The organism is Corallococcus sp. bb12-1 (genome assembly GCF_026626765.1).
Classification (GTDB): Bacteria; Myxococcota; Myxococcia; order Myxococcales; family Myxococcaceae; genus Corallococcus; species Corallococcus terminator.
Genome location: NZ_JAPNJZ010000027.1, coordinates 221486 through 241809, shown reverse-complemented (window position 1 = coordinate 241809; position 20324 = coordinate 221486). Strand labels below are relative to the sequence as shown.

Annotated in this window: 10 protein-coding genes; 6 read left to right on the top strand and 4 right to left on the bottom strand. The window is 67.5% G+C overall.

The annotated features are described in order from the left end of the window. Nucleotides 1-143 precede the first annotated feature (143 nt). Entirely contained in the window at nucleotides 144-1022 is an 879-nt protein-coding gene (locus OV208_RS32005) for a DNA-methyltransferase (RefSeq protein WP_267577719.1), read from the top strand. An 8-nt stretch (nucleotides 1023-1030) separates the two neighbouring features. Here OV208_RS32005 and OV208_RS32000 read toward each other — a convergent pair whose 3' ends face one another. Beyond that, the gene (locus OV208_RS32000) at nucleotides 1031-2785 is read right to left on the bottom strand and encodes a M1 family metallopeptidase (protein ID WP_267577718.1); all 1755 of its coding nucleotides are present in this window, start codon (nucleotides 2783-2785) and stop codon (nucleotides 1031-1033) included. A gap of 124 nt (nucleotides 2786-2909) precedes the next feature. On the opposite strand from OV208_RS32000, the gene OV208_RS31995 reads away from it, so the two are divergent. Both OV208_RS31995 and OV208_RS31990 read left to right on the top strand, forming a co-directional pair. Beyond that, nucleotides 2910-5300, top strand: coding sequence for a 3-hydroxyacyl-CoA dehydrogenase/enoyl-CoA hydratase family protein (locus OV208_RS31995; protein ID WP_267577717.1), 2391 nt, complete (start codon nucleotides 2910-2912; stop codon nucleotides 5298-5300). Nucleotides 5301-5380: 80 nt separating this feature from the next. After that, complete coding sequence (locus OV208_RS31990) at nucleotides 5381-6553, top strand: thiolase family protein (RefSeq protein ID WP_267577716.1); 1173 nt, start codon at nucleotides 5381-5383, stop codon at nucleotides 6551-6553. A 53-nt stretch (nucleotides 6554-6606) separates the two neighbouring features. On the opposite strand, the gene OV208_RS31985 is transcribed toward OV208_RS31990, so the two are convergent. Both OV208_RS31985 and OV208_RS31980 read right to left on the bottom strand, forming a co-directional pair. Beyond that, entirely contained in the window at nucleotides 6607-8529 is a 1923-nt protein-coding gene (locus tag OV208_RS31985; protein ID WP_267577715.1) for a MutS-related protein, read from the bottom strand. A gap of 112 nt (nucleotides 8530-8641) precedes the next feature. After that, nucleotides 8642-11728, bottom strand: coding sequence for a hypothetical protein (locus tag OV208_RS31980; RefSeq protein WP_267577714.1), 3087 nt, complete (start codon nucleotides 11726-11728; stop codon nucleotides 8642-8644). 460 nt (nucleotides 11729-12188) lie between these two features. On the opposite strand from OV208_RS31980, the gene OV208_RS31975 reads away from it, so the two are divergent. The 3 genes from OV208_RS31975 to OV208_RS31965 all read left to right on the top strand — a co-directional run bounded on the left by OV208_RS31975 (nucleotide 12189) and on the right by OV208_RS31965 (nucleotide 19234). Next, nucleotides 12189-15089: a carbohydrate binding domain-containing protein gene (locus OV208_RS31975; RefSeq protein ID WP_267577713.1), complete on the top strand. Its 2901-nt coding sequence runs from the start codon at nucleotides 12189-12191 to the stop codon at nucleotides 15087-15089. A 71-nt stretch (nucleotides 15090-15160) separates the two neighbouring features. Further along, nucleotides 15161-18247: a DEAD/DEAH box helicase gene (locus OV208_RS31970; protein ID WP_267577712.1), complete on the top strand. Its 3087-nt coding sequence runs from the start codon at nucleotides 15161-15163 to the stop codon at nucleotides 18245-18247. An 81-nt stretch (nucleotides 18248-18328) separates the two neighbouring features. Further along, a complete protein-coding gene (locus OV208_RS31965) occupies nucleotides 18329-19234 on the top strand; it encodes a hypothetical protein (RefSeq protein ID WP_267577711.1) in 906 nt (301 codons plus the stop codon). Between the two features lie 99 nt (nucleotides 19235-19333). Here OV208_RS31965 and mrpC read toward each other — a convergent pair whose 3' ends face one another. Next, nucleotides 19334-20080: a Crp/Fnr family transcriptional regulator MrpC gene (gene mrpC, locus OV208_RS31960; protein ID WP_014395195.1), complete on the bottom strand. Its 747-nt coding sequence runs from the start codon at nucleotides 20078-20080 to the stop codon at nucleotides 19334-19336. Nucleotides 20081-20324: the final 244 nt, after the last annotated feature.

Here is a 20324-nt window from a genome sequence, read left to right as displayed (position 1 = left end):
GCGCTCCCGCCCTGCTCGCGGTGTTTCTGGAGAACCCGCTACGTCAAATTTCAGGGTGCTACAGGCCAGAAATTCGACGTAGCAGCAGACTGACCGCACAGTCCGCCCCGTCCCGAAGACGTGTGTCCGAAGACGGAGGCGAGATGTTCGCGGAAGCTGCTGCTCCTAGCCTGAAGATTGTTCGACGCTCTCTCAATGACAGCGTCTACGCGAAGCGCGGGGAGGACTACACGCTCCTCCAGGGCGACAGCCTGGAGCTGATGGCGCAGCTGCCGGAGCAGTCCTTCGACCTCATCTTCGCGGACCCGCCCTACTTCCTGTCCAACGGGGGCACCACCTGCAAGAACGGCAAGCGCGTCTCCGTGGCCAAGGGCCAGTGGGATGTGTCCCGCGGGGTGGAGGAGGACCACGCCTTCACGACGAAGTGGCTCGCCGCCTGCCAGCGCCTGCTGCGCCCCTCCGGCACGCTGTGGGTGAGCGGCACCCAGCACGTCATCTTCAACGCCGGCTTCGCCATGCAGAAGCTGGGCTACAAGCTGCTCAACACCGTCACCTGGTACAAGCCCAACGCGAGCCCGAACCTGGCGTGCCGCTACTTCACGCACTCCACGGAGCTGCTCATCTGGGCCTCGCCGAAGACGGGCGGCAAGCTCCAGCACGTCTTCAACTACCAGCGCATGAAGGCGGAGAACGGCGGCAAGCAGATGCGCGACGTCTGGGCCCTGCCGCGCAACGGTGACGAGGAGCTCACCGCCGACGGCGCTGGCCGCATGTGGACGCAGACGGCCCCGCGCGGCGAGGAGAAGGCCTTCGGCAGCCACCCCACCCAGAAGCCGGTGGCCCTGCTGGAGCGCATCCTGGAGGCGAGCTGCCCGGAGAACTCGCTGGTGTTGGATCCCTTCAACGGCAGCGGCACCACCGGCGTGGCCGCCCTGAAGCACGGCCATCGCTACGTGGGCATCGACATGAACCCGGAGTACCTCGCGCTGTCCAAGAAGCGTCTGGAAGCAGCGCGCAAGTAGTCACAGCCTCACGCGCGGGCGAGGATGAGCTCCACGCCCTGCCGCGCGATGGGGTGATAGCGCGCCCCATGCTTCTCGAACGCGTCGCGCGCCACCTTGCGGTAGTCGCGCGACGAGGCGAGCACGCTGTAGAGCGGCTTCAAATACTTCATGCGGCCCACCTCGCCGAGGAACTCCTCGGCACGGTGGAGCGCCGGTTCGAAGCCCGCACGCAGCGCCGCCACCAGCCACGCCACCAGCACCTCCGAGTTGCGGCTCTTCGTCAGCGCATAGCGCTCGTCGAGCTGCCGGAAGATGTCCAGGGATGTGTCCGGTGGCATCGACTCCAGGTAGAGCTGCCACTCGGTGGGCGTCCAGTCCTTCACCGCCGCCTCCGAAGGCACCTGTCCTCGCAGCGCCTCCAACGCCTCCAGCCGCGCCGAGTGGGGACGGGGTGCGCTCGTCGGAACGCCGGGCTGGTTCAGGTACGCGTCCGCGTCCACCTTCGCCAGCGCGCCCGGCAGCTCCTTCTCCGTGAAGAGGATGAAGTCCTCCGTGGTGAGCGCCTGGAAGCGGTACGTCGCCAGGTACCGGCGCAGGAAGCCGTCGAAGGCCGGACGGCCCACTGCGTCCTCCAGCGCGCGCAGGAGCAGGTAGCCCTTCTCGTACGGAATCTGGGAGAAGGCCTCGTCGGGATCCACGCCGGTCAGGTGCGTGCGCAGGGACGTGAGCTGCGGGTGCGCGCGGAAGTGGTGGAGCGCTTCGTCCAGCGACCTGCGTCCCAGCGCCGCATGCAGCGCCGCGACCTCCGGCCCGGCCAGCGCCTCCAGGATGCGGCGCTCGGCGAAGACGGTGAAGCCCTCGTTGAGCCAGAAGTGCTCCGCGGACGCGTTCGTCACCAGGTTGCCCGTCCACGAGTGCGCCAGCTCATGCGCCACCACGTTCACCAAGCTCTTGTCCCCGGCGATGAGCGTGGGCGTGAGGAACGTCAGCCGCGGGTTCTCCATGCCGCCGTACGGGAACGAGGGCGGCATCAACAGCAGGTCGAAGCGCTCCCAGTCGTACGGCCCGAAGAGGGACTCCGCGGCCTTCAGCATGTCGTCCACGCCCGCGAACTCTTCCGCCGCATCCTCCAGCGCCTCCGGCTCCGCCCACACGCGCGAGCGCGGCCCCAGCTCCTTGGGCGCGAGGCTGCCCACCGCGAACGCCAGCAGGTACGGGGGCACCGGCTGCGGCATCTCGAAGTGCTCCTCCGCCTCCACGCCGTGCTCCTCGCGGCCCACGAAGCTCGCCGCCATCACGGCCTTGAGCACCTTGGGCACGCGCAGCGACGCGCGGTAGCGGATGCGCAGCCGGGGCGTGTCCTGCAGCGGCACCACGCTGCGCGCGTGGATGGCCTGGCACTGGCTGAAGAGGAACGGATGCTGTCCCCCCGCCGTCTGCGAGGGCAGAAGCCATTGCAGCGCGCTCGCCTCCGGAGAGGTGCGGTAGCGCACCGTGAGCTGCTTGAGCCCTTCGGGCAGTTGGATGCGCAGCCGGCTCCCGAGGATGGGCTCGGGAGGGGAGAGGATGTAGGGCAAGGGACGACCCTGGGCATCCACGACGGCGCGGATGTCCAGGTCGCGGGTGTCCAGGTCGAGGGGGCCGGCTGACGCCTCCTTGAGGGTCAGCGTGGCCTCCGCGTGCAGGCGGCGCGTCCGGAAATCGACGCGGGCCTTCCACTCCAGCGTTTCCGTCTCAGGCTGCGTGCTGTCGTTGTACGAGTGCGGGTCGAGGCGAGCCATCCCCGACTTGTAGTCGGGGAGGCGACCTCCTGGCGAGCACACCCGACGGCAATGCCGGTTGACTTCCGGGTCAATCGCCTACATTTGTGCAGTCCCCTACTTCCCTTAAGGGAGCCGATTTCCGATGACGACCCGGATCCGAAAAGTGGCGGTGCTTGGCGCTGGCGTGATGGGCAGCGGCATCGCCGCGCATCTGGCCAACTCCGGCGTTCGCGCCCTGTTGCTGGACATCGTTCCCCCCAAGGCGGCACCGGGGGAGGACACCGCCTCCAAGGCGTTCCGCAACAAGTTCTCGCAAGGCGCGCTCGCGAACCTGCGCAAGCAGAAGCCCAGCCCCATCGTGTCCGAGCAGGTGTTCACCGCCATCGAGGTGGGAAACCTGGAGGACGACCTCGCCCGGCTCGCCGAGTGCGATTGGATCATCGAGGTGGTGAAGGAGGACCTGGCCGTCAAGCAGGCCCTGTTCGCCAAGGTGGAGAAGCACGCGCGCAAGGACGCCATCATCAGCTCCAACACGTCCGGCCTCTCCATCGTCGGGATGACGGAAGGCCGTGGCGCGGACTTCAAGAAGAACTTCCTGGTCACGCACTTCTTCAACCCCGTGCGCTACATGAAGCTCTTGGAGTTGGTGTCCGGCCAGCACACCGACCCGGAGGTAGTGAAGACCCTCCACCGCTTTGGTGAAGAGGTGCTCGGCAAGGGCATCGTCTACGGCAAGGACACCACCAACTTCATCGCGAACCGCATTGGCGTGTACGGGATGATGCGGACCATCTCCGAGATGGCGAAGACGGAGATGTCCATCGAAGAGGTGGACAAGATCTTTGGCCCGGCGATGGGCCGCCCCAAGTCCGCGGTTTTCCGCACCGCGGACATCGTGGGCCTGGACACGTTCACCCACGTGGCGAAGAACTGTTACGACACGCTCACGCACGACGAAGAGCGCAACGTCTTCGCCATCCCCGACTTCCTCCAGAAGATGGTGGAGAAGGGGATGCTGGGCGACAAGAGCGGCGGCGGCTTCTACAAGAAGGACAAGTCCGCGGGCGGCAAGGACATCCTCGCGCTGGACCTGAAGTCGCTGGAGTACCGGCCCCAGGCCAAGGTGCGCTTCGACTCGCTGGGCGCCGCGAAGGACATCGAGAACGTCCGTGAGCGCGTCGCGTCCGTGATGAACGCGACGGACAAGGCGGGCACGTTCGCCGAGCGCGTCACCCTGGACGTGCTGGCCTACTCCAGCCGCCGCATCCCGGAGATCGCGGACGACGTGGTCAACGTGGACCGTGGCGTGCGTTGGGGCTTCGGCTGGGACCTGGGTCCCTTCGAAGTGTGGGACGCGTACGGCGTGCAGAAGGGCGTGGAGCGCATGAAGGCGCTCGGCCTCAAGCCGGCCGCCTGGGTGGAGGAGATGCTGGCCAAGGGCCGCACGTCCTTCTACGGCGTGAAGGATGGCCGCGACACCTACTGGGACATCCCGTCCAAGTCGGAGAAGGCCGTCGTCGAGAACGCGCGCACCTTCCGCGTGGAGTACCTCAAGCGCGGCAACAAGAAGATCACCGGCAACGACAGCGCCACGCTGTGGGACACGGGCGACGGTGCGACGCTCTTGGAGTTCCACTCCAAGATGAACTCCATCGACGATGACATCATCGCGATGATGAACACCGCGCTCGACGAGACGGAGAAGAACTTCAAGGGTCTCGTCATCGGCAACGACGGGTCCAACTTCTCCGCCGGCGCGAACATCATGGCCATGCTGATGGCGGCCAAGAGCGAGGACTTCGACTCCATCCGCGCGATGGCGTCCAAGTTCCAGCAGGCCAACCAGCGCATGCGCTACAGCCCCGTGCCCGTCGTGACGGCGCCCTTCAACCTCACGCTGGGCGGCGGCGCGGAGGTCACCCTGGGTGGCAACGCGGTGCAGGCGAGCGCGGAGCTGTACATGGGCCTCGTGGAGGTCGGCGTCGGCCTCATCCCCGGCGGCGGCGGCACCATGATGCTGCTGCGCAACGTGTTCGGCTCATACGCGGCGGACAAGGACTTCGACTCGCTGCCCTTCCTCAAGAAGGTGTTCCTCGCCATCGGCACCGCGAAGGTGGCGACGAGCGCGGAAGAGGCGCGTGAGTTCGGCTTCCTGTCGGCTCAGGACGGCATCACGGGCAACCGTGACTTCCTGCTGTCGGATGCGAAGTCGCGGGTGCTGGGTCTGGCGAATGGCGGCTTCCGCCCGCCGCGTCCCACGCGCTTCCGGCTGCCGGGCCCCAACGGCGCGGCCACCATCGACATGATGTTGTACGACATGCAGCTCAACAACCAGATCAGCGCCCACGACCGGAAGATCGCCCAGAAGCTGGCGCGCGTGCTGTCCGGCGGAGACACCAGCCCCTCGGTGCTCGTGAGCGAGGACAAGCTGCTGGAGCTGGAGATGGAAGCGTTCCTGAGCCTCATCGGTGAGGAGAAGACCCAGGACCGCATGATGTTCATGCTCGAGAAGGGCAAGCCGCTGCGCAACTAGCGCGAGGCGTTTACCCATGGGTTGCCAGAATCGAAATCCGAAGCACGCCCGGACGCTGTCCGGGCAGGGAGACACCTGACATGTCCAGCCGAGTCGTGATTGCCAGCGCGGTGCGCACCCCCTTCACCCGCGCGCACAAGGGTGAGTTCAAGGACACGCGTCCGGATACGCTCGCGGCCCTTGCCATCAAGGAAGCCGTCGCCCAGGTCCCCGGCCTGAAGGCGTCGGACGTGGAAGACGTCATCATGGGCTGTGCCATGCCGGAGGCCGAGCAGGGCATGAACGTCGCCCGCAACGCCAGCCTGCTCGCAGGCCTGCCGGACACCGTTCCGGGCATGACCATCAACCGCTTCTGTTCCTCCGGCGTGCAGTCCATCGCGCAGGCGGCGCAGGGCATCAAGTCCGGGATGATGCAGGTGGCCATCGCCGGTGGCACCGAGTCCATGACCATGGTGCCCATGGGCGGCAACAAGGTCTCCGCCAACCCGGAGATCATGGAGAAGCTGCCAGAGGTCTACTCCTCCATGGGCGTCACGGCGGAGAACATCGCGGCCCGCTACAACGTCTCGCGCGAGGACTCGGACAAGTTCGCCGCGGAGAGCCAGCGCCGCGCGGCCACCGCGCGGGAGCAGGGCAAGCTCAAGGATGAGATCTTCCCTGTCACCACGACGGTGTACGACGAGGACGGCGTCGCGAAGCAGGTGACGGTGTCCGTGGACACCATCATGCGTCCGGAGACGACGGTGGAGGGCCTCGCGAAGCTGCGTCCGGCCTTCAACGCCAAGGGCGTGGTGACGGCGGGCAACGCGTCGCCGCTGACCGACGGCGCGGCCGCCGCGGTCATCATGAGCGAGGAGAAGGCGAAGGAGCTCAACGTCAAGGCGCTGGGCTACTTCGTGGACTACGTGGTCGCCGGCGTGCCGCCGGAGATCATGGGCGTGGGTCCGGTGCCGGCCATCCGCAAGCTGCTGGAACGCAACAAGCTGAAGGTGGAAGACATCAGCGTGTTCGAGCTCAACGAGGCCTTCGCGGCGCAGGCGCTGTACTGCATCCGTGAGCTGGGCATCCCGCAGGACAAGGTGAACCCCAACGGCGGCGCCATCGCCCTGGGCCACCCGCTGGGCGTCTCCGGCGCGCGCATGGTGGCCACCATCCTGCGCGAGCTGAAGCGCCGCGACGGCCGCTACGGCGTCGTCAGCATGTGCATCGGCGGCGGCATGGGCGCCGCGGCGCTCGTGGAACTCGCGAAGTAATCCGCTTCATCTTCGCGCCCCTCGGTTGAACGCGAGGGGCGCGAAAGGTGCTGTCAGGAGGCCGGGGCGTCCGGGTCGTTGACCGGGACGCCCGCCAGGCGCAGCACCCGCAGCGCGTTGGTGGTCTCCACCACCCCCTGCCGGAGCTGGTAGTCGAACACCATCCTTCCTTCCTCCAGGTGGTCGCGGAAGTGCACGTTGACCACGTGCGCATCCTTCTCCTCCGCCAGCACCGTCATGGACAAATCATGCGTCGTCACCGCGCCACAGGTGCCGGCGGCGAGCAGGAGCCGCAGCACCTCGCGCGAGGCAATCTGGCGCTCACGGGTGTTGGTGCCCAGCAGGATTTCGTCCAGCAGGAACAGGGCCTGTCCGTGCGCGGCCTGGGCCGCGTCCAGCACCATCTTCAGCCGCTGCACCTCCGCGTAGAAGTACGACACGCCGCGCTCCAGGGAGTCCTTCACGCGCATGCTGGTGAGCACCTGCAAGGGTGACAGGCGCAGCGTGGCCGCGCACACCGGCGCGCCCGCGAGGGCCAGCACCACGTTGGCGCCCACTGCGCGCATCAGCGTCGTCTTGCCGCTCATGTTGGAGCCGGTGATGATCAGCGCGTGGCGGGGGCCGGGCAGCGACACGTCGTTGGCCACCGGCGCGTCCAGGAGCGGGTGTCCCAGCGCGGTGGCCTCCACGCGCGGGCCCTGCGACTCCAGCTCCGGCCACGTGAAGGCGGGCCGATCATGGGCGAGTCCACCCAGGCAGCAGAGGGCCTCCAGCTCCGACAGGCCCTCGAACCACTGGCGCACGTCGCGGCCGTGCGCGGCGCGCCAGTTCTCCAGCGCGAAGAGGGCGTGGATGTCCCAGAGCGTGAGCCAGTGCACCACGGCGTGGAACTGGTGCCGCTTGAACTCGATGAGCGAGTACAGCCGGCTGAAGCGCTGGAAGAGGGACGACACCAGCGGACCCTTGCTCGGGTTCAAGCCGGACTGGAGCTGCTTCAGGCGGGGGTGCTCGAAGGATTGCTTCTCCACGCGCTCGAAGAGGGCCGCGTAGCGCACGAAGCCTCGCTCCCCGCGCTCCACCGCCTCGTCCATCCGCTTGAGCGTGGCGCGCGTGGCCACCGCGACCCCCAACTGCGCGAACAGCCCAATCCACACGAGGCTGTCTGGAATCACCCCCACCGTGCCCAGGATGAAGAGCGTGAGCGTCAACAGGGGCAGCGCCACCGCCAGGGGCCGGGACCAGCGGATGGCGTCCAGCGACGGGCCGGACTCCGCCCACTGGATGAACAGCTCCGGGTCCGCCTTCTCCTTCGCCACCACGCGGGCGTCCACGCAGAGCTCCTGGCGGAAGTCCACGAGCGGGGCCAGCTCCCGGGCCGCGCCCTGCCGGGTCACCACCGTGCCGGCGGAGGCGGGGGCGGACAGCCATGACGCCAGCCGCTCCTCGCCCGCGCGCGTCGCCGTCTCGTTGATGAGCTGGAAGAGGCTGCCCTGGCCAAAGACATCCAGGTCCGTGGCGTAGAGGTGGGTGGCGGACAGGAACCGCTCGCCGGTGTCCGTGAAGGCGTGCCAGCCGCCCTCCAGCCGCGCCAGGCCCCGCTCGTTGAGGAGCACGAAGAGCCGGGCCCGCTGCTCCTTGAGGAACACCTGGTGGTGCAGCACCGCCAGCAGGCCGTAGACGACGAGCGCGCCCGCCGCCGCCCACCACCAGGGCTTGGGCAGCCGGCCCAGGAGCGTGAGCAGCGCGATGCCCGCGGCCACCACGAAGGCCACGGTGCGCAGGTTGGCGTATCGGGCGCTGATGCGGTCCAACACCGTCAGGTCCGCCTGGGCGGCGGCGCGACGGTCGGTGTACGTGCGGTGGGAGAGGGCGGACTCGGTAGGGGCGGGCACGATGGCCGCGCATGCTGAGCGGCCCACCGCCCCAGGGCAAGCGCACAACGCATCCGTCACGCTTCCGGTGCGGACCGACGACATTCCTGTCCGTTGGAATCGCGTGGAGGTCAACGGACGCGGGCGGTGCTCCTGGGGGCGGCGCCGAGCCGTGGGGTTTGGAACGGCCAGCCCGGTGACGAGGCCGAACGCCCAGTTACTTCGCCAGGATCCGAAGCTCCTTGCCGCTCCCGTAGGCCGGATCCCCGAACGCGGAATCCGAAGCGGTGACGGTCCCTGTCAGCCCACCGACCACGTTCCAGCGCGTGTCGATTCCGAACGCCACCGTCGTCGGCTCATCTCCCAGTTGCCACGAGCTGCCCTCGCCGCAGACCCGGTTGAAGTCCTGCTGGACGTTGTACTGGGTCCGGTTGGGGTAGCCGACCTGCCGGTAGTAGCCCTTGTTCGTGGTGCCAGACCCCGGGTCGCCGAAGGTGGCGGTGTTGAAGGTGACGGCGCCCGTCAGCCCCGCGATGAAGCGGTATTTCCCATTCGCGCCATAGGCCACATCGCAGGGCCCTGGCAGGTTGAAGGTCGCGTTGTTGTTGACTCCGGCATTGAAGGTGGAGATGTCGTATCCACCCGGCAAATCCCTGGGCACATTGATGGGCGTGTTCGCGCTCGGCCCCTGGTCCCACCCGGTGACGACGAACAGGAAGCGCGTGGGCAGTGACTGCTCATAGAGCAGCAAATCGTCCGCCGACGTGGTGCCGGCCAGCATGCCCAGGTTGGGCTGCGCCACCGGGGACGTGAACTCCCCTTGGGCCTGCGCATTGCTCAAGGACTGGAGGTACCAATCCCGCGCGATGGCCGGGAAGTACTTCAGCTCGAGCGCCCACAGATACGCCTCCTTGAGGAAGTACAGCCGGGCCGACATGGATTGCGTCGGCGCGAGCGTATTCAGATACGTGTAGAGCCCCACGCCGCTGGAGGCGTTGCTCGTCGAATCGCGCGTGAAGGAGAAGGAGAAGTCAAACGTCCCACCCAGGTACGTCTCCCCCGAGGCGGCGAGGCCGTTCTCACTTCCAAGCTCCGCCGTCTCGACGAACCCCGCATAGACGTTGACGTTCAGGTGGACGCCGAAGCCCGTGGTCGTTCCGCTCGACACCCGGTACTGGCCGTCGCAGACCGAGCTGCCGCTCATGGCGAACTTGAGGTACTTCTGACCGTTGAGGTCCGTCTTGGTGCCGTACTTCTCGATGACGGCCGTGACGTAGTTGTGCCCCGTGTAGAACGTGCTGAGGTCGGTCCCATCCGGAGCCGTGAAAATCTGCTGAATCTCCGCCGGTGTCTTGCCGGAGGTCCCCAGCCTCTTCACGCACTCGGTATACAGCTTGAACATGCGGTCATTGATCGCCTCCGCTGTATAGGAGTCGACCATGCCCGGCGTGCAGGCATAGGTGAAGAAGTCGCCCGCCACGGTCTCATCGGCGTCGTCCGAGACGACGGGCCAGTGGGCCACGACCAGGGGCGCCGGGCTGAAGTTGGCGTCGTGGTTGAAGTTGAGGTTCGTCGCCGTCCCGTACTGGGAGCGCAGCCAGAACAGGGACCGTCCGAAGTAGCACCCGTAGGGACGGACCAGGTAGGGAGACGCGTCATCGAGCGGGAAGTACGGATGCCGGTAGGCCTTCGTCGCCACCTTGATGCTCTGGGCCGTGAACTTCCCATCCTGCCACGCGAAGCGTCCGGAGGCTCCAGCCTTCGCGGTGATGCCCCAAGCGACGCCCTTCTTGTAGCCCCCGAACGCGCCAATGGCGGCCGTATCCCTCGAGGTGTACTGGATTCCCAGGCTCGCGGAGAGGTTGATCTCATTCAGGACGATATCTTCCTGAGTGGTGTTCATCTCATAGTCAAACAGGTTCCAGTCGGCCATGCCGTCGGGACTGGCATTCCCCCAGACCTCTGGCGCCGGGAGGGGCATGGGGAACGGGTCGCAAATCGCCGTCAGCACGCGCTTGCCGGCGTTCTGCTGGGTCGGCGCGTGGAGCATCGTCTGGACCTTGAAGTCGCCATACTTCATTGACGACATCTGGATGGGCGAGCCCGGCGAATTCGCGCTGCGCACCCAGGCGAGTCCCAGGATGATGGGGAGGGTGGCTGAATCCTGGCTCGACGTCTCGGGGACCAGGCCGACCGAGAAGCACATCGAGAGCGGCCCCTCCGTGTCCTCGCTCGTCGAGGTGAAGATTTTGCCGAACTCCGTCCAGGTAGGGGCGGCCGAGGAATCAAGCTGGCGCAGCGGCCGGATGTCTGGAATCACGGCGATGGAGATTTGATGACTGGCGTTGGTGTCGCCGAACAGGGCGACGAGCCGTCCAGCGGGGTCCACCGCCAGGCTCATGCCCGAGGCCTTGCGGCTCTTGACCGATGAAGGCCACGACAGGAGCATGGGCGGGTGCGCGGGAGTCGCGTTCGCGTGGCACGCGGTGTCCAGCGTCCAGGAGAACGTGGTCGTGGTGGCGTGGTTCTCGTCCCACAGCGCCGCGATGACACAATTGACGGAAGGGCTGGTGGTGGTGGCCCCCGGCTGGGTGACGAGGATGGTGCGCAGGTCGAGGTTCGAGAGGTTCGAGGACGTCTGGCTGGGGCTGGTCGCGGGGGCCGTCGTGTACCAGGGCGCCACCACGGGAGACCAGTCGTTGGTGATGGGATTGTAGTCGTTGACATCCAGGACGAGGTGGCAGACCTGCAGCGCGTTGTGCGCCGAGTCCCAGACGAGGTAGTTGACGAGAATCTCCGTCTCGCCCTTGCCGGCGCAGGCCGATACGCCCTTGGAAAAGACCTTCGCGGTCGCCTTGCTGGCACCGGCTGTGGCGGCCGGCAGCGAGAGCTGACACCAGTCCGTCTTGGAGCGGGTGCTTCCGGGGACGATGCGGACCGCGCACAAGGCGTTGTTCTGGGTGTCAATCCAGAAGATGTAGACGAGGTCGCCGAGCGAGACCGCGCCGATGCGCTTCTCGGTTTCGAAAGCGAGGGCGGACTGCGACGAGTCTTTCTCGATGGTGAAATGGGTCCAGGGGTCCAACCGGCTCGGATTCCCCGAGGTGCGGCTGAGGTAGGCGACGGTGGACGAGCTGATGTAGCCCTGGAGCGTGTCGTCGTCGACGCCCACCATGGCGAGGGAGGAGCCGGTCTGGATGAGGCGGAACTCTCCATCGTCACCGTCGACGTCCAGCGGCTCTTCAACGGGGATGCTGATGACAGGGGTGGGAGTGGGGGGGACCTGCGCTACCGAGGAGGACATGGATGTTCCAATCGCGCGGCGGTGTCTGGGCTTGATGTCGGCATGGAGCGCGTCATCGCGCTGTTGCGTTAGCAACACAGAGGCCACTCACGGAGGCGGGTCCATCCCAGGGAACGCCTGGGGTTTCTCGCTCGGGTCCGCGGCGTCTGCGTCCAGCGAGGACGCAGGTGCGTTCCCGTGGATGCGGGGAGCCGTGTGACCGCTCAGACACAGTGCCGCCCTGCCGTAACCGCTCACGGGGGCAGGCCACCAGAAAGGTGAACCGAGGTGCACCTGTTCACCGGGCTGCGCCTGTAGACACGCTCAGGAGCTCCAAGGCTTCGGAGCGTGGCAGGGATGTCCTGGATGTTCTCGAATCCCGGTTGTCGCTGATAAGGTGTTTCGTTGTCTCGCGCGTCCTCCCGACGCGTGGGGAGGGACGGCACACATGGCAATGACTGGCTGGAGACGCGGTGCGTGGATGGCGCTGCTGTTGTGGTCGCAGGCGGCCTTCGCTGGCACGGCGACTGTCTATTACTACACGCCCTACAAGGCATGGAGCACGGCGTACCTGCACCACGACGCGGGGGGCGCCTGGACGACGGTGCCGGGGGCTTCCATGTCCGCGGCGTGCACTGGCTGGGTGACGGCCACCGTCACCACCGGCACGGCGAGCACCTTCCAGGCGGTCTTCAACGACGGGCAGAACCGCTGGGACAACGCGGCCACCTCCACCGGCAACTACAGCGTGCCGACGTCCGGCACGCACCAGGTGAAGAATGGCCAGGTGCTGGCGAACGCTGGCAATCCCTGCACCTCCACGGGCACGAACAGCGCGGAGGTCTTCTATTACACGCGCACGCGCGGCTGGAGCGCGGTCAACTTCCACTATGCGCCCACGGGCGGCTCATGGACGACCCCGCCCGGCGTCGCGATGAACGAGACGGCCTGCACGGACTGGGTGAAGAAGACCGTGTCCCTGGGGGCCGCCACCGGGATGAAGGCGGACTTCAACAACGGCAGCTCCTGGGACAACAACAACGGCGCGGACTACACCCTGGGCACGGGACGAATCACCGTGAAGGACGGGGTCGTCACCGCCAACGCCGCCTCTCCCTGCGTGGCGTTGCCTCCGGACACGACGGCTCCCTCCGTGCCTTCGGGCGTCACGGCGACCGCCTCCGGAACGACCATCACCGTCACCTGGAGCGCGTCCACCGACGACCGGGGCGTCACCGGCTACACGGTCACCCGCACGGACCCGCAGGGTGTCTCCACCTTCATCACGAGCGGCACGAGCTACTCCGACAGCGGCCTGACGGCCCTGACGACCTACAGCTACACCGTGAAGGCCTCCGACGCGGCGGGGAACACGTCCGCCGCGAGCAGCACGGCCTCCGCGACGACGGGCTCCGCGCCGCCGCCTCCTCCGGCGGGTACACCCCTGGGCGGCGACATCCGCGAGGACTCCATCTACTTCGTGATGACGGCGCGCTTCTACGACGGCGACGCGAGCAACAACCGTGGCGGCAGCATGCACACGAAGTCCGGCAACGCGGCGAACAACGACCCGATGTTCCGGGGGGACTTCAAGGGGCTCATCCAGAAGCTCGACTACATCAAGGCCCTGGGCTTCTCCGCCGTCTGGATCACCCCCGTGGTGCTCAACCGCTCCGACTATGACTACCACGGCTACCACGGCTGGGATTTCTACCGCGTGGATCCGCGCCTGGAGTCCAGCGGCGCCTCCTACCAGGACCTCATCAACGCGGCCCACACCAAGGGCCTGAAGATCATCCAGGACGTCGTCTACAACCACTCCAGCCGCTGGGGCGCCAAGGGCCTGTTCTCCGCGAAGGTGTATGGCGTTCGGGACACCCAGTGGAGCTGGTACTACGACGCGCCCGCGTCTGGCTTCGAGTACGACGGCCTCACGGTGGAGCCGGCGAGCGGCAAGTCCTATTACAACGGCGACATGTGGTCGACATCGGAGCCCGTGGGCAACACCTGCCGCAACTGGGGTGTCCCGACTTCCTCCACGAGCCAGGAGGGCTACCGCATCTACAACTGCCAGTGGCCCAACCCCACCTCCGGCATGTTCCCCGCGAGCCTCTTCCACCAGTGCTGGATTGGAAACTGGGAAGGGGAGGACTCGCGCAGTTGCTGGATCCACGAGGACCTGGCGGACTTCAACACGGAGAACGCCACCGTCCAGGCGTTCCTCATCGACGTGCACAACCGCTTCATCGACCGGGGCGTGGATGGCTTCCGCGTGGACACGGCGGTGCACATCCCCCGCGTGACGTGGAACCGCCGCTTCCTGCCCGCCGCGCATGCCTACGCCGAGTCGAAGTTCGGCGCCAAGGGCCGCGACTTCTTCATGTTCGGCGAGGTGGGCTCGTTCGTGAACGACAAGTGGAACCGGGGCTCGCCCAACCACTCCGCGCAGTTCTTCACCTGGAAGGAGCGCCGCACGTACAGCAGTGACGACGTGGCGGCGGCGCTGGAGCAGTACAGCCATGAGCAGACGCAGGGCACGGCCAACCAGCCCACGTCCACCAACGCCTTCCTCCAGGGCAATGCGTGGCACGCGCCGGATGCGAGCCAGTTCTCCGGCATGAGCGTCATCGACATGCGCATGCACATGAACTTCGGCGAGGCGAGCAACGCCTTCTGGAATGGCAAGGACTCCGACGACAGCTACAACGACGCCACCTACAACGTCGTGTATGTCGATTCGCACGACTACGGTCCCAACAAGTCGTCCACGCGCTACGCCGGGGGCACCGACGCCTGGGCGGAGAACATGAGCCTGATGTGGACCTTCCGGGGCATCCCCACGCTGTATTACGGCTCGGAGATTGAGTTCCAGGCGGGCAAGCCCATCGACTGCGGACCTACCTGCGCGCTGGCCACCACCGGCCGCGCCTACTACGGCGCGAACCTGGAGGGCAGCGTCACGGCCAGCGACTTCGGCACGGTGGGCAGCGCTTCCGGCGCGGTGGCCACGACGCTGGGCAAGCCGCTGGTGAAGCACGTGCAGCGGCTCAACCAGATCCGCCGCCGCATCCCCGCGCTCCAGAAGGGGCAGTACTCCACCGACGGCATCTCCGGGAGCATGGCCTTCAAGCGCCGCTTCACGGACACGGCGAAGGGCGTGGACAGCTTCGTGCTGGTGACGGTGTCCGGCGGGGCCACGTTCAACGGCATCCCCAATGGGACCTACCGGGATGCCATCACCGGCGATGTGCGCACGGTGACGGGCGGTTCGTTGACCGCGACGGTGTCCGGCAAGGGCAACCTGCGCGTGTACGTGCTGGACCTGCCGGGGAACGCCGCGCCCGGGAAGATTGGCGTGGATGGGCCCTATCTGAAGCCCTGACACAGCAAGTTGGAGGGGGACGCATGGGTTGACAGCCCATGCGTCCCCCGACGTTCAATGGGGTTCCTCGCATGCCTCTCATTCCTCCCCTCCGGAAGCAGGGTGCGCCCGTGGCGGCCCCCGACACGACACCCGAGCGCGTCCTCGATGCCTGGACGGCCCTCGAAGTGCTTTCCCCGCCCGCGTTCCAACACCCCCGGGAGTTGGCCTTCGGGGATGCGGATGCGATTGTGCCGCTCGGGGTGGAGCGCCTTCCCTGGGACGCCCAGGGGGCGGTGCGTTCGGGCTATCAGGTCGTCTTGGGCACGGTGATGCTGGAGGCCGCGGCGGCGCAGCTCCTGGCGCGTCATGCGGATGCGCGCATCGATGGTCCGCCGGTCCGGGGCGAGGCACCCCTGGCGGTGGTCTTCCTGGATGAAACAGGTCGTCCTCGGGAGGGAGTCTTCACGGCCGTGTCGAGCCATGCCTGGGGGTTGCCCCTGGCCCTGCGCGGCGAACTGGCGCCCCTGGCTTCGTGGAGCGTGGTGGATCCGACGCTGGCGGAAGAACTCGGCACCCGGCTGAGACGGACGGGAACCGGGGGCGAGCCTCTGCCCGTCGATTGGCAATCCCTGACAGAGGCATTTGACGGGTTGGTGCGGACGCTGGGCCTGCCGCCGGAGCTGGTGCGGGCTCCGGCGTTCGCGGTCCGGAGTTCCGAGCCCGTGCCTCTCAACAGTCCCTTCCTCGCGGACCTCATCCAGGCACGTATCCAGTTCGGAGGGCAGGGGGCTTCGCAACAACTGCTCAGCTACCTGCGGGGCCTCCGGTCCGAACACCAGACGGGCCTCATCCGGAACGATCACCGCAGCCTGTATTACCTGCGGGACCTTCCTCCGGACTCCCGAACGAAGCACCTCCTGGACTCCGATGTCTTCGAGGGTGTTCTCGCACCGGAGCGGACACCTCCGGCGCGCTGGCCGGAAGACGGCCGTGAGCCGCTCGTGCTCATGGAGCAGGCGGCGGTGAACGTCGCCACTCTCGGCGGGGACGGGATGACCGCGGTCAATGCCCTCCCGGGGACGGGAGGAACCGCCGTGCTCCAGGATGTGGTGGCCGCGCTCCTCTGCTCCCGCGCGGAGGCCATGGCCCGTTTCGACGACCCCGCGTCCGCCTTCACCGCCACGGGTGCGCGCCTGGGTTCGACTTCCGAGGGGCCGGAGCTTTGGACCCTGGAGGGCAGCAGCCTGTGTGGCTTCGAGATGCTGTGGGTTTCCCCCGATGCGTCCCCAGACGTCGGTGCCGCGCTGCCCGTCTTGAAGGCGGAGGCCTCCGGTCTGGGCGCGCCCGCGTCGGATGCTGGCTCACGGAATGTCTCACTCTGGGGGCTGGCCGCCGAGGCGTTGGGAGACAAGGCGCCTCGGGTCGCGCTCGAAGCTCCGCCCCCCAGCCCCCAGGAGGCGCGTCAGCAATGGCAGACAGCCCGCGCCACCTTCCTCCAGACTCTGCAGGAGAGCCGCGACCTGCTCCAGGAGCGGGAGGAGGTCCGGAAACGCCTTCGCCTGGCGGAGAAGCTGCACGGCGATGCCTACTTCCAGGAGGGAGATCTGCGCCGCGCGGAGTCCGAGTTCAACGACGCGGAGGCCGCGCGGCAGCAGGTTCGCATCCGTGAGGCGCAGGCGCGTGAGGCCCTGGCTGCCGCGGAGGACGCGCTCGCGGAGCATGAGTCCGCCAGACCCTCGGCGATGTTGCGCATGCTTCAGCCTCAGCGGCTGCGCGACTGGTCGGCTGAACGGGCCCGGTTGGAACAGGCCCACCAGAAGGCCTCTCGGGACGTGCTGGGCACGCAGCCACACCTCACCGCGAGCGGGAACACGCTGGCGGCGGCTTCCGTCCACCGCGATGAGGCCGCGAAGGCGCTCGCGACCCTTCGCGTCCGGCTCGAGCAGACCCAGGAACAGGTCCGGGAGGATCGCCAGCGGCTGGGTCGTCGGTTCGTGGACGATGCCTTCTTCGAACAGGGCCACGATGCGGTCCAGCAATCCACGCCCTGGTTGGACCCCATGGAGCAGGGTCCCCGGGACGCGGTGTTCGTCGCCGCCGTGGCGCTGCATCAGGCGTTCAACGCCGTCGCGGCGAAACCCCTCCGGGACAGCCTGTGTGCGCTCCGGTTCGCATTGAGAGAGGGATTGCCCGCGGAGTACGCGGCCCTGCTTCCCCAGCTCTGGTCTTCGCTGTTCCTTGTCGCACCCTTGGTCTCGACGACGTTCGCGTCGGTGGGCCGGCTGTTCCGGGGCCTGCCGCCGGAGTCGCTGGGATGGCTCCTGGTGGAGGACGCGGGACAGGCGGCTCCCCAGGAGGCGGTGGGAGCCCTGCTGCGGACACGCCGTGCGGTGGTGGTGGGGGATTCGCGGCAGCTCCGCCCCGTCGTTCCACTGCCTGACGCCCTGACCTCGGCGGTCTGCGCGGCTCGGGAAATCGACCCCCAGCGCTTCAATGCTCCCGAGGCCTCGGTGCAGACGCTCGCGAACGCCGCCTCCCGGTATGTCCTCGGCAATGGGGGACCTGCGGGAAGCCGGACGCTCGGCATCCCCTTGTGGGTCCACCGGCGATGCGCGGAGCCGATGTTTGGTGTTTCGAACACGCTGGCGTACGCGAACCTGATGGTGCACGCCAATGCGTCCGCGCCTTCTCGCATCCGGGAGGTACTGGGCCCGTCCGCGTGGATCGACGTGCGGGAAGACGCGGGAGGCGAACGCGTCCTGGCGCTGTTGCGCCGCCTGTCGCAGGCCCGCGTCGAACCGGATGTCCTGGTCATCACCCCCTTCGAGACCGTGGCGGAAGACCTGCGACGTCTCATGCTCCAGAGCGGAGTCCTGCTCGGATGGGTGGAGGACCCCGAAGCCTGGGTCCAGTCACGGGTGGGCGTCGTCGATGCGCTCCCGGGCCGCGAAGCCGAAGCCGTGATGTTCGTGCTGGGGGCTTCCGCCGAAGCGCAGCGGAAGGAGCGGGATTGGGCGGCCCGCCAGTTGAACCTGCTCAATGCCACGGTGACGCGCGCACGGGAGCAGCTCTACGTCATTGGCAGCCGGAGGCTCTGGAGCGAAGCGGGCGTCTTCCGGGTGCTCAGCGAGGTGTTCTCACCGGAGGGCGCGATGTTTCAGGGGCGGGTGCATTGACTTCCCGTGTGTCACCGGGATTTGAATGCGCGCGTGAGGGGTGGACAGGCCGGGCCGTTCCTTCACGGACAGGGTCACCCCATGTCGTCGTTGCCCAAGGTCATGCTGTGCGGGGGGCTGCTCACGGGCCTCCTCGCCGCGCCACCCGCTGAAGCCCGCTTCGGCAAGCGCTCCGACTCCTCGGATGACTCGAAGCCCGTCCACGGGGCCTCCGCCATCGGCACCGACGACGGCAAGAAGGACGGGACGTCGGACGAGAACGAGAACCGGGCGGCGGCCGCTCCCAGGACGGTGTCCTCGTCGGACGACTGCTGCCGCTCCAGCGCGTCGGGCGACATCGCGGAGATCATCGCGGGCGCCGTCTTCGAACTGGTGCTCCGGGGGCTGGGTGAAGTCATCGTCAGCACCGGCACCCACCGCACCTTCCACCCCGAGGATCCGGAGACGCCGCCCCCGCAGCCGGGCTCCGGAAGGCACGCGGTGCCGTTCTCCTTCCGCACCGGCGTGCTGCTGTCGCCTCTGCAGGGGGGACCGGGCATGGACTTCTCGCTCGGGTGGGACCTGCGCCGCTTCGGCGCGGACCTGCGCGTCTCACGGTTGGACCTGATCCAGGGCGCCGAGGGCTCGCGCAATGAGCGCACCCTGGGGGAGCTGCACCTCACCTATTCGCCCGTCATCCACGAGGCCGTCCGCGTGCGCGCCGAACTGGGCGTCTCCACTGCGGACCTGCCGCAGGGCCTCTACGTGGGGCCCAGCTTCGGCATGTCCCTGGAGGCGTGCGTCCTGGGCCCCCTGGATGTGGAGGCGCGCATGCAGGTGACGCCGTTTCCGTACCGGCAGGTGGATGTGCGCTCCGGCTTGGCGCTGCACCTGGGCGGCTTCATGCTGCGCGGAGGCATCCGCGGCCTCTACCTGGATCCGTCCGTGAGCATCAGCTCCCGCGACAGGCTCTTCGGTCCGGAGTTCGGCGTCGGCTTCGCGTTCTAGCCTCGGAAAACACCACGGGCCCGGCCGCGAGGGTGAGTCGCGGTCAGGCCCGTTGGACGTCATGGCCCCGGCGTACGGGGCACGCGACCTGCGTGTTGCCTACTTCTCCTTGGACGCCAGCTTGCGCAGGGCCTTCTGGTCACGCACGCAGAGGATGCGGCCGACGTTGCCGAGCACGCCCTCGCGCTTCATCTCGTTGATCAGCGTGGACACGAAGGAGCGCGACGCGCCGACCAGGTCCGCCAGGTCCTGCTGCGTGATGCCGCGCAGGTCCGTCTCGCCGCCGTGCGGGCAGCGCTCGCCGTGGGCTTCCACCAGCGTCAGGAGGGTGTCCGCCAGACGGGCCGGCACTTCCTTGAAGGTCAGGCCGAGCACGCGCTTGCGCAGGGAGCGCACGCGGTCCGCGTAGGCGCGCACCACGTCCACCGCCAGGGCCGGACGGGCCTCCAGCTGGGCGCGGAAGTCACGGCCCTCGATGCTCCACACCTCGGCCTCGCCCGCGGCCACGGCCATCTCCTCGATGGGCGTCCCCTCGGGGCGGAACAGCTCGCCGAACAGGTCGCCCGGGCGAAGGATGGAGACCACCGAACGGGTGCTGTTCTTGCCAATGCGCATCAGGCGCACGCGGCCGGACTTCAGCAGGTACACGCGGTCCGACGTGTCGCCGGGGCGGTAGATGGTCGAGTTGTGCGGGAAGGACTCGACCTTGAAGTACCCCTTGAAGTCGATCGCCTCCTGGCCGGGAACCAGCTTGTTCGCCGTCACCATCATCCCGGAGCTCGTCGCCTGCAGGGGCGCCACGACGTTGGAACCGATGGGGCCGAGGGGGCGATTGAAACCGTGCATGGGACTCTCCTGGGAAGCGAAGGAAGCGGAAGGTTGGCTGGCTTGTCTGCTGCGAGCTGACCTTGCTCTTTCCAAGAGCCGTGCCATGGGCACTTCAAGTATTCCCAGGGGAACAGTTCCAGGAATGGCGGGTACTTAGCGCTACGGCAAAGTTCCAGCCCCCCCACTGTGTCCGAAACCTGAAACAAAACGTTCAAACAGTCTGATCAATTTGAACGAAACGTTAAAGGGGGCCCGGGGACTG